At 63.1% G+C, this 13521-nt stretch carries 5 protein-coding genes; 1 reads left to right on the top strand and 4 read right to left on the bottom strand.

The window, feature by feature from the left end; genetic code table 11:
* Window positions 1-15: 15 nt before the first annotated feature.
* The 3 genes from ACU5AY_RS18040 to ACU5AY_RS18030 all read right to left on the bottom strand — a co-directional run bounded on the left by ACU5AY_RS18040 (window position 16) and on the right by ACU5AY_RS18030 (window position 9835).
* Window positions 16-8517, bottom strand: coding sequence for a GH36-type glycosyl hydrolase domain-containing protein (locus tag ACU5AY_RS18040; RefSeq protein ID WP_446827231.1), 8502 nt, complete (start codon window positions 8515-8517; stop codon window positions 16-18).
* Window positions 8518-8828: 311 nt separating this feature from the next.
* On the bottom strand, window positions 8829-9527 hold the full coding sequence (locus ACU5AY_RS18035) for a helix-turn-helix domain-containing protein (RefSeq protein WP_446822433.1): 699 nt from the start codon (window positions 9525-9527) through the stop codon (window positions 8829-8831).
* 113 nt (window positions 9528-9640) lie between these two features.
* A complete protein-coding gene (locus ACU5AY_RS18030) occupies window positions 9641-9835 on the bottom strand; it encodes a hypothetical protein (protein ID WP_446827230.1) in 195 nt (64 codons plus the stop codon).
* Window positions 9836-9984: 149 nt separating this feature from the next.
* Between ACU5AY_RS18030 and ACU5AY_RS18025 the strand changes: the two genes are divergently transcribed.
* Window positions 9985-11652 (top strand): GMC family oxidoreductase, encoded by a 1668-nt coding sequence (locus ACU5AY_RS18025; RefSeq protein ID WP_446827229.1) that lies wholly within the window; start codon window positions 9985-9987, stop codon window positions 11650-11652.
* A gap of 22 nt (window positions 11653-11674) precedes the next feature.
* Here ACU5AY_RS18025 and ACU5AY_RS18020 read toward each other — a convergent pair whose 3' ends face one another.
* Window positions 11675-13519, bottom strand: a complete 1845-nt coding sequence (locus ACU5AY_RS18020; protein WP_446827228.1) for an ABC transporter ATP-binding protein — start codon at window positions 13517-13519, stop codon at window positions 11675-11677.
* Window positions 13520-13521: the final 2 nt, after the last annotated feature.

The following is a 13521-nucleotide window of genomic DNA, read 5'->3' as shown; positions in this document are numbered from 1 at the left end:
AGGTCGGCAAGACGCTCAGGATGCTTTGCCGACCAAAATCGCATTCGCGGAAGACTCAACGGCCTTCCCATTCACGCGGACACTATAGCCTTCATCGTCAGGCCGTTTTTGGACCTCAATACGGCAACTCTCGGACCCGCCGGAAAGTTCCGCCTCAAAACCATCCCAATGCGCCGGAAGCATGGGAGCGACCAGCACATCACCGCCGCGGCGGCTGATGCCGAGCACGGACTCCATGATGGCGCGATGCAGCCAGCCGGCCGAGCCGGTGTACCAGCTCCAGCCGCCGCGGCCGCTCTTTTCGCGCTCGCCATAGATGTCCGCGGCAACCACATAGGGCTCGCAGCGATAGGTTTCGGCATCCTCGGGCGTCAGCGAATGATTGACCGGGTTGAGGATCGAAAGGCAGCGCCAAGCGTCCTCCGGACGACCGAGCTTGGCAAGCGCCATCAACACCCAGATTGCCGCGTGGGTGTACTGGCCGCCATTCTCACGCACGCCGGGCGGATAGGCCTTGATATAGCCGGGATCCGCCTTCGACGTTGCAAACGGCGGATCGAAGAGACGGATCAGGCCGGCCTGCTCGTCGACGAGCTTGTCGACGACCGCGTCCATCGCCATGCCGGCCCGCTTCGGGTCGGCCAGTTCGGAGAGCACGCTCCAGGACTGCGAAATGGAATCGATCCGGCATTCCTCGCTTGCGGCCGAGCCGAGAGGCTGGCCGTTATCGTAGAAGCCGCGGCGATAGTAGCTGCCGTCCCATCCGGCGCTTTCGAGCGCCTTCAGGAGGTCGTCCAACCGGTTTTGCCAACCGGTCGCGCGCGCCTCGTCGCCCCGCTGCTGCGCATGCGGGATGAAGGACTTCAGCGCATTGGCGAGGAACCAGCCGAGCCATACGCTTTCGCCCTTGCCCTTCTCGCCGACGCGGTTCATCGCGTCGTTCCAGTCGCCGCCGAGCATCAGCGGCAGGCCCTGCGGGCCCGTGCGAGACAGGGCAAGGTCGAGGCCGATCGCGACGTGCTCGTAGAGCGACGCCGTTTCCTGAGCCACATCCGGCTTGAAGAAGGCATCATGCTGTCCGGGGAACAGCACCGGGCCGTGAATGAAGGGCACCTCCTCGTCGAGCAGGGTCAGGTCGCCGGTCACGTCGCTGTAATGGGCGGCGGCATAGGCGAGCCAGACGACGTCGTCGGCGATATGGGTGCGCACACCGGCGCCGCTTTCCGGCAACCACCAATGCTGCACGTCGCCCTCCTGGAACTGCCGGGAGGCGGCACGCAGGATCTGGTTGCGGGCAAGCGACGGATCATAGGCGAGCATCGCCAGGCTGTCCTGCAACTGGTCGCGGAAGCCGAAGGCCCCGCTCGCCTGATAGAAGCCCGCCCGCGCCGTGATCCGGCACGACAGCGCCTGATAGGGCAGCCAGTAATTGACCAGGTTGTTGATCGACGTGTCGGGCGTCTTGATCCGCACTTTACCGGTCAGCTCGGCCCAGTAGTCCTGGTTTTCCTTGAGCACCGCGGCGAACGCAATCTTGCGCATGCGGCGGATGATGTCGCGGGCGGCCTGCTCGCTTTCGCCGTCACCGATAAGGAAGCAGACTTCCCGCGTCTCGTACGGGGCAATCGTGATCGTCGTGCAGAGCGCCGCGCAGGGATCGCCAATCGTGCCGACATTGCCGGACAAATCGGACATGGAGGCGACCGCTTCCGGCAACAGGACAGAACCGTGCCGGCCAAGGAACTCCGACGACGAGGCCGTGACACTCGCTTCCTTCTCGCTACTGAGGAAGAAGGCCGTGCGCTGCGAATAGTCGACGCTGTAGGGGTTGCGCGCAAACAGCGCTCCCGTCTTTTCGTCCTGTGATGTCAGGATATAGGGAACGGTCTTTTCCCGACGATTGCCGAGCACCCATTCCGCATAGCCATAGACCTTGACGTGACGCGTCTCCATGCCGCTGTTACGGATGCGGATGCGCGTCAGCTTCGCAGGCATGTCGCGGCTGGCCGTCTGCGTCATCTCGATGTCGAGACCGTCCTGCTGCGACTTGAACTGCGAAGAACCGAGCCCGTGCCGCGCCTCGAAATGGACGTCGGGACGCAACGACAGCGCCGGGACCGGTGCCAGCACCTGTCCGCTGTCGACGTCGGCGATGTAGAAGGCTTCGCCGCTGCGGTTGATCACCGGATCGTTCGACCATGACGTCAGCTGGTAGTCGCGCGAATTGCAGCTCCAGGTGAAACCGTTGCCCTCGGCGCTGACGTGAAAGCCAAAGTTCTCGTTGGCGATCACATTGACCCACGGATGCGGCGTCGACTGGCCGCTCGACAGACGGACGACATATTCCTTGCCGTCCTTCGAGAAGCCGCCGAAACCGTTCCAGAAGTCGAGGTCGGACCCGTCCGCCGGATGGTCCGCGGAAGGCGCGGGCAGCGCCAGCGGCTTGGCCGGCAGCTTTGCGGTCGTGCCGGCATTGGCCGACTGGTGCAGGCCGATAGCGCGCACGATCTGGTCCGTGAGCTTGCCGTTTCGGGCATGGAACACGGCGCGCGAAGCCGACAGCAGCGCTCTCCAGGTCTCCTCGCTCATCAGATCGCGGCGAACAGAGAACACATGCGGACGTCCGACTTCGGACTGGGTCCGGCGGCGCAGGTTCTCGCAGAGAATGTCGATTTCCTGCTGCATGTCCTGCGCATAGGAGGTGGCACGCTCATTGACGATGACGAGATCGGCGATGACGCCGCGCAGCCGCAGATAGCTCTGAGCCGTCAGCGCTTCGCGGACGATATCGAGGTCGAGATCGTCGTTGATGCGGACAGCATAGATCGGAAAATCGCCGGAGATCGACAGCGGCCAAAGGGCCGACTGCGCCTGCAGGCCGCTGCGCACCGTGCCGGCGTCGGCCCTGAGGTCGGTATCCGGATAGACGAGGCAGCGTCCCAACTGGCTGAAGGCGGAAGCCTGCGCCGACGTAACGCCGATATGGCGCATCTGTACCTGCGCACGCGTCCAGGCATGCGCCATCTCATGCGCGAAGGATTCGGGATGACGGTAACGCTCGATCGCCTTGTCGGCCTCTTCGCGCACCGGTGCCGCAATGGTCCAGAAGATCACCGCAACCTTCTTGCCCGCCGGCACGCGCACGACGCGCCGGAGCGACAGGATCGGGTCGAGGGTGAAGCCGTCGGTGCTCGAAAGCGTCGCACCGGGCAGGAACGCGGCGGCATCGGCCAGCATGCGGCCCCGGCCGATGAAGCGGCGGCGGTCGGTTTCGAATTCGGTCGGCCGGGCAGAACCTGCGTCATCGCTGACGAGGTGGGCGACGAACATGTCCGGCTCGTTCTCGTTGCGCTTGTTGCGCCAGACACGAATGACGTCGCCCCTGCGGCCGATTTCCGTCTGCACGAACATCTTGGAAAACAGCGGATGCGCGGCATCGGAATCATCGGAGGAAATCACCGGCTCCATATAGGAGGTGACCTCGATGAAGCGGTCCTGCATGCCGTTGTTGGTGATGCTGACGCGCCGCCCTTCGGCATCGTGTTCCGTCGCGACGATGCATTCGACCGAGGTATAGATGCCGTTGACCGTCTTCTGGAATTCCGCCTTGTCGTCGCCGAAGATGGCGACGGCCTTCTCGCCTTCCGCCGCCCGCGGCGCCGGCGTCGCCGACCAGCATTGGCCGTTTTCCGCATCGCGCAGGAAGATGTAGGTGCCCCAGGGCTGATCGGTCTCGTCGGCCTTCCAGCGCGAGACGGACTGGCCGTTCCAGCGCGAATAGCCGTGACCGTCTGCCGTCAGCATGACGCAGTAATGACCGTTCGACAGGAACGCGGCCTCGCGCCGGCGGTTGGCCGGATCGTCGATGATGCGCATTTCCGGATGCGGCAGTTCTGCCTTCACCGTTCCGACCGACTCGGCCTTCTGGCCGCCGTTCACCTGCTGGATCTCGCGCGGCGCCTTTTCCTGCAGCAGAAGTTCAGCCGCCTCGATCACCGGATCGGAATGGAAGAGTGAGCGCAGGCGACCGTTGAAGGCGACGTTGGCGACTGCGGCGATCGACATGCCGTGGTGGTGGGCCATGTAGTTGCGAACCACCGCGCTGGTCGCCCCTTCCGGCAGCCGGGTCGGTGTGAAGTCGACGGCATCGTGGAAGCCGTAGATGCCGAGCGCGCCGAGGCCGCGCAGCCGTTCCAGGTTTTCGAGCGCCTCTTCCGGGTCGTACTGGCTGGCGAGCAGCGAGGCGTAGGGTGCGATGACCGCGTTCTGCCCGAGGCCGCGCTTGAGGCCCAGCGTCGGCACGCCGAAATTGGAATACTGGTAGGTCAGTTCATGGTCGCGAGCGTTGAACGCCGCTTCCGAGATACCCCAGCACGGAATGCCGAGCCGCTTGGCGTAGGCGATCTGTTCCTTGACCACGAGATTGTTGGTCTGGTTGAGGATACCGCCCTGCCGCTCCTGCATGACCAGCGGCGGCATCAGATACTCGAACATCGATCCCGACCAGGAAACCAGCGCGCCGCGTGCGCCGACCGGAACGACGGTCCGGCCGAGACGGAACCAGTGCTCGTTCGGAAGGTCGCCCTTGGCGATGGCAAACAGGCTGGTCAGCCGCGCTTCGGATGCCAGGAGGTCATAGCAGGCGTCGTCAAGCTCGTTGGTGTCGATGCGGTAGCCGATCGACAGCAGGCGGCGCTCCGGACGGAACAGGAAGCCGAAATCCATCGAGAAGGCGATGTCACGCGCCCGATCGCGCACCTTGGCAAGGCGCTCGCGCAACGGCTCGATGTTCGACAGGTCGAACAGGCTGTCATTGATGTGCGCCTGGCAGACGGCGACGAGCGAGCGCGCCCACTTCGTCACTTCGCTGCTCTTCGGAGAGCCGATCTCGTGATCGAGATTGACGGCGAGCTTTTCGATATCGCCGGACAGCACGGTGAGGTTCGACATGCGCAGCGACGTGAAGGCCTGTTCGCGGCGGATCGCCGAGAGCGCGGCGCCGAAGCCGGCGATGCGCTCCTCGAGGCGGCGGCGCATCGGGCGCAGCGGCTTGCGGTCGTCCGGCAGGTCGGCCAGCACTTCCTTGAGGATGCGGGCGACATCGCCGACGCCGTCGAGATTGCCCTGGAGATAGGCCGCCGGCGCTTCCGCCCAGTCACGGCAGGCAGAAGACACGGCGATCAGGTGGCCGGCAAGGTTGCCGCTGTCGACGGCGGACACATAACGCGGCTTCATCGGCTTCAGGGTATCGGTGTGATACCAGTTCAGCAGGTGGCCGCGGTACTTCTCCATCCGATCGACCGTGGCGACAGTCTGTTCCAGCCGCTCGATCGTCTGCTCGAAGCTGATCCAGCCGAACTCGCGGGCCGAGATGACGGAGAGAAGATAGACGCCGATATTCGTCGGCGACGTCCGGTTGGCAACGGTCGGCTCCGGAATTTCCTGATAATTGTCCGGCGGCAGGAAATTGTGCTCTGCGGTCACAAAGGTCTCGAAGTAGCGCCAGGTCCTGCGGGCGATCGCGCGCAGGCTTTCCGACACCGGCTCCGCGACGATCAGCCGGTCTTCGGTTTCCGCCGACTGGCTGACGTACCAGGCGATCAGCGGCGAGAGGATCCAGAGCGTAGCGAACGGCACGCCGACATAAAAGCCCGGATCGGCCGAAATCACCGCGAGGAAATAGATGAACAGCCCGATCAGCGGCGCATGGCGCATGTTGCTGTAATAAGAGAGGATGCTTCCCTGCGAGCTTGCCTGCACGCTGGCCGCCGTGCGCCATTCCAGCATGTGCTTGTGGCTGACGAACATGCGGAACAGCGAGCGGACGATCGCATCGCCCATCATGCAGGCGGTATCGGCAATGAAGACAATCCTGAGCGCGACCTGGGCATTGGCCGAACGGATGTCGGCCCAGACGGTCGAGAAATGCGCCTTGGCGATGATATCCGTGCTGCGCGGGATGACGCCCGAGAGAAGCGAAAGCGTCGGGGCGACGAACAGCGAGAAGATCATGAAGATCTGCCAGGCAAGCGCGCCCGTGGCATCCATGATGAACCAGCCGCACAAGGACGACAGAAGCCAGGAGATCGGCGTCAGCGAACGCCGCAGATTGTCCGCCATCTTCCAGCGACCCAAAGCAGGAATGCCCTTCTTCGGGTTGAAGATGAACGGCAGAAGCTGCCAGTCGCCGCGGGCCCAGCGATGCTGGCGCGACATTTCCACTTCGTAGCGGATCGGGAAATCCTCGACGAGCTCGACGTCGGTCACCAGTGCGCAACGCGCGAACGAGCCTTCGAGAAGGTCGTGGCTGAGGACGGTGTTTTCATCGATGCGGCCCTTCAGCGCCGCCTCGAAGGCGTCGACATGATAGAGCCCCTTGCCCGTGAACGTGCCTTCGCCGGCAATGTCCTGGTAGACGTCCGAGACGGTGAAGACGTAGGGATCGAGACCGCGATTGATGGAGAAGATGCGCTGGAAGACCGAGGCGTCCTTGCCGGTCGTCAGCGACGGCGTGACGCGCGGCTGCAGGATGCCGTAGCCGCTGACGACGCGCTTGGAGGCGGGGTCGAGCACCGGCCGGTTGATCGGATGGTGCATCTTGCCGACGAGCTTGGTCACCGCGTCGCGGGTGATGCGGGTATCCGCGTCGAGCGTCATCACATACTGGATATCGGCCGGCAGCTGTTCCGGCGTCGCCAGGTAGCTGGTGTCGCGGTCGCCGCGCAGCAGGAGATTGAGCTCGTGCAGCTTGCCGCGCTTGCGCTCCCAGCCCATCCACGCGCCTTCCGACGGATTGTAGAGCCGGCGGCGATGCAAGAGATAGAAGCGGCGCTTGCCGTCATGGGCGTAGCGGCTGCTCAGACGGTCGACTTCCTGACGGGCATAGGCGAGGATTTCCTGGTCCGCCTCGGATTCCGCCCGCTGGCTGTCCGGCCAGTCGCTCAAGAGCGAGAAATAGATCTCGCCGCGCGGATTGGCGAGATAGTGAACCTCGAGATTGCGGATCAGTTCGTCGACGCCGTCGCGGTTGGAGATCAGGCAGGGTACGGCGACCAGCGTGCGCGCCTCGGCCGGGATGCCCGACTTGAACTCGTAGCCGGCAAGGCGCGCCGGCCGGATCATGAACGACATGACGGTATTGAAAAGGCCGGTGACGCCTTCCGAGGCCGGCAGGGCGAAGAGGATGAGCAGCAGGGCGACATCCACGGTCGGAATTTGCTGCCACAGCAGCAGCTTGCCGACGAGCGCCATTGCGATCAGCGTCATCGAGATGACCGGCAGGGCGATGGAGATCCAGCTCAGCCGGCGGCCGAGCGCAATCAGGCGATCGAGGACGCTCGGCTGGTAGCCGATATTCTTCTCGAAGGTCGCGCGCATTGAGCCGACGAGAAACTCGCCGACATTTTCCGCCTCGCTGCCATCGACGAGCGCTTCGCCGCAATGGCCGGAAATGGAGATGGCACGGCGCGCGACTTCCTCTTCGGAAAGTTCCGAACGGCGGGCGAGACGCTCGACGCGATCGCGGTAGACGTCGCGGGTGCCGAAGTCGAGGTCGGCAAAGTCGGTGCCTTCGCGCAGGATCTTGTCGACGACGGAGACATCCTCGAACCAGACGGGCCACTCGGCATCGTCGATCTCACGCAGGCTCTTGATGATGTTGCCCATCGTGACGTTGCCGGAGGCAAGCCGGTTGTGCTCGGCGAGGATCATCTCCTCGCTGTCGGTCCCGGCTTTCTTCAGGCAATCGTCGAGCCAGGAAACGGCGAAACCGGAGGTCTGCGAGCCGTCACGCAGCCGGTAAAGGAACTGCGTCGCGAAGGTGCAATCGGCCGCGATCGGCGCGGCATTGGCAAGCAGATCGGCGCATTTGGCCGGATCGGCCAGACGGATGAGCTGGTCGGCAAGATCGTTCGCCTTGCCGCGCATGCGCCGCGCCCGTTCGACCCGGATGGAAATCCGCCGCAGGTTCTCGATCAGGACGAATCGCAGGAGCGACGGCAGGGCCCAAAGCTCGCCGATCTCCATCGTGACGTTGGTCTGGTAGCCGTCGACCAGTGCCTTGAGGCTCGCCTGCGAGACCGTGCTGTGCGTGTGGGCGACGTAAAGCCAGGCGAGCGCCAGCGCCCGCGGCATCTTCATGCCACCGACTTCGATCTCGGCGAGCTGGCGATAGAACTTGCGCGGAAGGTCCCGGCGCACCTGCAGGATCGCTTCCTCGACGATGTAATGATTGTCCAGCAGCCACTCCGCCGCCGGCGTGATGGTCTCGCCTTCCTCCACATCCGCGGCCGTGGTGCGATAGACCCGCAGGATTTCCTTCTCGTTGTCGCGGCTGCGGGAGTGGAAATCGAAAGGGACGAGCAGCGGCAGCGCGCTCACGCCTTCGCGCGATGCCCGCTCGCCGTATTCTCGCAATTCATCAGCGTTGAAGAACTCCGCGCGGATCGAACCATTATGGTCCACCACGCTGGCTTCGGCTTCGGGATTGGTCGCGGGGGGCTGAGGTGTAGATGTCATGATGTCAACGATGGGATTCTTGTATTTCCGGGAAATTGATTGCCGCACCTGTCCTGTACGGCAAAGTCGAAGTCACACTCTCGGAACGGCTCATCTCTGATCCCCGGCAAACGGATGGCGCGAGGACGGCGGCAAATTGAACGCTAAACGTTTCAAGATCGGGTTGGTTCCGAGGCTCTAGATCCCTTCAGGAAAAGCCGGCCAGCGAAAACGCCGGACCAAGGATGATCGCAAGAATTGCGCCTGTGGCAGTGCAATAGAATAATGGCCGCATTTAGACTTGTGCGAGGAGCGTTCATCACGACCGGCGCTCATATTGCACCATTTCTATCCGCATAGGAGATGATGGAAAGAAACCGGATCGGCAACGTCACAAGAACCTCGGGCCCATGCGGCGCGTCGGCATCGAAAAACAGGCTGTCGCCCGGCAGAAGCGTATAAAGCTTGTCGCCGTGCCGGTATTTGACTTCGCCCTCCAGCATGTAGATGAACTCGATACCCTCATGCTGGAAAGCCGGAAAAACATCGGAATCCGCGGTCAGCGTGATCAGGTAGGGCTCTACTTGGACGCCGCCGGCGGAGTGATCGATATGGCCGAGCAGATTGTACTGGTGACCGGAACGGGTGCCGCGCCGCTCGATCTCCAGACCGGATCCGGCCCTGACGAACACCGCATTTCGGACTTCTTCGAACCGGCGGAAAAACGCCGTCACCGGTACACCGAGCGCGCGCGCCAGCGACTGCAGGGTGGTCAGCGAGGGCGAGGTGTTGCCATTCTCGATCTTGGAAAGCATGCCGAGCGAAATACCGGTCGCCGAGGCAAGGTCCGCGCCGGTGATGCCGAGCTTCTTGCGGAAGGCACGAACCTCGTGACCAATGGCGATCTCGAGATTGTTGACCTTGGGATCACGATGGCTATGGGGATCCTGGCTGAGGGAGGTCTTGCTGGCCGCATATTCCACGGCGGGAATGCCCTCGACTACGTCACTGCTCGCCACGGATTTCGCCATTCCACCCCTCATTCACTGCTGCTGCACTAGCACAGTAATGTGACAGCCATTGAAATTCTATCCTCGAGGTAAAAAAATTCCACTCAAGAAAAAGCCGCTGCTTACATTGAAAATCAGGAAATGAAGCCGGCCGTCAGCGCGCAGACGAAGAGGATCGAGCCGGCAAGCGTGAGGAGTGGCAAGTCCGGCCATCGCAGCAAAGTGGCCTTGCGGCGGGGCCCACACTCCAGTCGTGAAAGACAGATGTCATTGTTCTGCATGTGCGAAATCCGAATTTCCGAAGACATGATGACCATATTGATCTTCATCATAGGTTCCTGTCGGCAGACGGCATAGATATGGTTTTTTCCATGCGAGGCGGCAGGGAAAACGGACGACGGCAAAATGGTCGCTTTGAAAAAATCCATTCCGCCCGCTAAGGATGATGGGAGCATTACGGGGAGGAGACCCGAAACCCATGCCAGAAACAGTATTCGACTACGTCATCGTCGGGGCTGGTACCGCCGGCTGCCTGCTTGCCAACCGGCTGAGCGCCGATCCGGAGAAGCGTGTTCTGCTGATCGAAGCCGGCGGCAGGGACAATTACCACTGGATCCACATTCCGGTCGGCTATCTCTACTGCATCGGCAACCCGCGCACCGACTGGCTCTTCAAGACCGAGGCGGAGAAGGGCCTGAACGGCCGCAGCCTGCTTTACCCGCGCGGGCGAACGCTCGGCGGCTGCTCGTCGATCAACGGCATGATCTACATGCGCGGCCAGGCCCGCGACTATGACAGCTGGGCAGACGCCAGCGGCGACGACGCCTGGAGCTGGAACAAAGCCCTGCCGGACTTCATGGCCCACGAGGACCATTACCGTCTCGACGACGGACAGGATCCGCCATCCGCCGGCAACAAGCATTTTTCCGATGTGCACGGCCATGGCGGCGAACTGCGCGTTGAAAAGCAAAGATTGCGCTGGGATGTGCTGGACGCATTCCAGGACGCCATGGTGCAGGCGGGCGTTCCCCGCACCGATGATTTCAACAGCGGCGACAATGAAGGCGTCGGCTATTTCGACGTGACCCAGAAGGGCGGCTGGCGCTGGAATTCCTCGAAGGCCTTCCTGCGGCCTGCGGCCGGCCGGCCAAACCTTGAGATCTGGACGGACACTCAGGCGGAAAAGCTCGTCCTGGAGCCTGGCGCTGGCGCCGACGGCGCATTGCGCTGCACCGGCGTCGTCGTGCATCGCGGCGGCGAGCGGCGGACGGTCCGCGCGCGCGGCGAAGTGCTGCTCTCTTCCGGCGCGATCGGCACGCCGCATATCCTGCAGCTTTCCGGCATCGGACCGGCCGACCATCTTCGCGAGAACGGCATCGACACGGTGCATGAACTGCCGGGCGTCGGCGGCAACCTGCAGGATCACCTGCAGATCCGCGCCGTCTTCAAGGTGAACGGGGTCAAGACACTCAACACACTGGCGAGCACAATGTTCGGCAAGGCGATGATCGGTCTCGAATACATGCTGAAGCGCAGCGGTCCGATGAGCATGGCGCCATCGCAGCTCGGCGCTTTCGCCAGGTCCGATCCCGACCAGCCGCACGCCAACATCGAATACCACGTGCAGCCGCTGAGCCTGAACGCCTTTGGCGAACCGCTGCACGCCTTTCCGGCCTTTACCGCGAGCGTCTGCAATCTCAACCCGACAAGCCGCGGGGCCGTGCGCCTCAAGGGCCCCGACTTCCGTGCCGCACCGGCAATCGCGCCGAACTATCTGAGTACCGAGGGAGACCGGAAGATCGCCGCCGACAGCCTGCGTCATGTCCGCAAGGTGGCGAGCCAGCCGGCATTGGCGAAATACCAGCCGGAAGAATGGAAGCCGGGCGTCCAGTACCAGTCCGACGAGGAACTCGCACGCCTCGCCGGCGACATCGCGACGACGATCTTCCACCCGGTCGGCACCGCCAGGATGGGAAAGGCCGATGATCCTCTGGCCGTCACCGACAGCCATCTGAGAGTGAGGGGCATCAGGGGGCTGAGAATTGCCGACGCCAGCGTCATGCCGACGATCACGAGCGGCAACACCAATGCGCCGACCTTGATGATCGCCGAAAAGGCCGCCCGCTGGATCGCCGGCGGCCTCTGAGCCTGACAGCGGGCGAGGCCGCTTACATCATCACGAGGTGGCCCTCGGAGATCGTCTTGTACTGCCGCCGCGGCGGCTCGAAGCCCAGTGGCCGCACCGGGCTCTTGATTTCGTCGGCCGACAGGTTGCGCTTGATGCCGCGACGCGACGGATCGGGTACGGGAACCGCAGCCATCAGCTTCTTCGTATAGGGATGCTGCGGATCGCTGAACACCGCCTCGCGCGGACCGATCTCGACGATCTCGCCGAGATACATGACAGCGACGCGGTGGCTGACGCGCTCGACGACCGCCATGTCATGCGAGATGAACAGATAGGCGAGGTTGAGGCTCTGCTGCAGTTCCAGAAGCAGATTGACCACCTGCGCCTTGATCGACACGTCGAGCGCCGAGACGGATTCATCCGCGACGATGATCTTCGGATCGAGCATCAGGGAGCGGGCGATGCAGATACGCTGGCGCTGGCCGCCCGAGAACTCGTGCGGATAGCGCTTCATCATGTCGGCGCTCAGACCGACCTTCTCCAGGAGGTCAGCGGCCTTTTCGCGGGCCTGCGAACGGCTACCGAGCCCATGTTCGAGGAACGGTTCGGCGACCGCGGAGCCCACGCTCATGCGCGGATTGAGGCTGGCGAACGGATCCTGGAAGACCATCTGGATGCTGCGCCGCATCTTTCTCAACTCGGAATTCGACAGCTTCATCACGTCATAGCCGTCAACGATGATCGAACCGCTGGTCGGGTTGACGAGACGGGTGATCGATCGGCCGGTGGTCGACTTGCCGCAACCGGATTCGCCGACGAGCGACAGGGTTTCGCCCTCGTAGAGATTGAACGAGACGTTCTCGACAGCATGAACCGCACCGCTCTTGCGCCCGAAGAGGCCGGAGACGATGTCGAAACGGGTCGTCATGTTCTTGACTTCGAGAATGGGCCTGCGGCTCTTGTCGATCGTGCTGTCGACCTCGACCGGCTCGCTGCTCTCGCCGGTATTGATGTCAACGATCGGGAACTTCAGCGGCCACTTCTTGCCCTCCATCGAGCCGAGCTTGGGCACGGCCGAGAGGAGCGCCCGCGTGTAGGCATGCTGGCCACGGTGGAAGATATCCTCGGTCGGCCCTTCCTCGACGACGTCGCCGCGGAACATGACGACCGTGCGGTCGGCGATTTCGGCGACCACGCCCATGTCGTGGGTGATGAAGAGGACCGACATGCCCTCCTCTTCCTGCAGCTCCTTGATGAGATCGAGAATCTGCCCCTGGATCGTCACGTCGAGCGCGGTCGTCGGCTCGTCGGCGATCAGCAACTTCGGCTTCGAGGCGAGCGCCATGGCGATCATGACGCGCTGGCGCATGCCGCCGGAAAACTGGTGCGGATATTCGTCGAAGCGGTTGGCGGCATTCGGAATGCGCACCTTCTCCAGCAGCCGGATCGTTTCAGCCCTCGCGCTCGCCGCCGAAATGTCGCGGTGGCAGGTCATCGCCTCGGCGATCTGCTTGCCGATCGGAAAGATCGGATTGAGGCTGGTCATCGGCTCCTGGAAGATCATCGAGATGTCGTTGCCGCGAACCTTGCGCATCTCCTCTTCGGGAAGCGCAAGCAGGTCGCGGCCGCCGAGCATCACCTGCCCGGTAATCCGGCTCGTATTCTTCGGCAGGAGCCGCATGATCGACAGCGACGTCACGCTCTTGCCGGAGCCGGATTCACCGACGATCGCCACGGTCTCGCGCGGGTTGATGTCGAAGGAGATCGAATTGACGACAGTCCGCCATTGATCGTCCACGCGGAACGCGGTCGTCAGATCCCTGACGGAGAGAACCGGGCCGGCCAGGCCCCCCGATTGCATTTGCGATGTTTCGGCGCCGAGCATGA

The sequence above is a fragment of the Rhizobium sp. PAMB 3174 genome (assembly GCF_052908375.1).
Note: the sequence above shows the minus strand (reverse complement) of the source record. Positions and strands in the feature narration are given on the sequence as shown.